The sequence below is a fragment of the Bradyrhizobium sp. PRIMUS42 genome, assembly GCF_023006515.1.
In the GTDB taxonomy this organism is placed as follows: Bacteria; Pseudomonadota; Alphaproteobacteria; order Rhizobiales; family Xanthobacteraceae; genus Bradyrhizobium.
This window is the reverse complement of record NZ_JALBGZ010001667.1, coordinates 1-223: the sequence shown is the minus strand read 5'-3', so window position 1 is coordinate 223 and position 223 is coordinate 1. Positions and strand designations below refer to the sequence as shown.

The 223-nt window shown below is 60.1% G+C and carries 1 pseudogene; it reads right to left on the bottom strand.

The annotated features are described in order from the left end of the window. Window positions 1-190, bottom strand: a pseudogene (locus MOV75_RS42205) (IS110 family transposase); the annotation flags it as partial. Window positions 191-223: the final 33 nt, after the last annotated feature.

Sequence of the window (223 nt, the reverse complement as noted above, 5' to 3'; positions counted from 1 at the left end):
GCTGTTCGTAACCGCCGCTCGCCTCGATGCCGATGCGCTTGACGCGATGCTGTCGCAGCCACGTCAGCAAAGCCTCATGGCCTTCTGCCGTGTTCTCCACCTGCAACTGCTCGCTGCTGCCATCGATCGCCACATCGAGCTTCCGCTTGCCGGTATCGATCCCGGCACAGATCGTGGTATGCTTGGCCATCTTCGTCGATCCCTCCCTTGTTATGCGAACCTA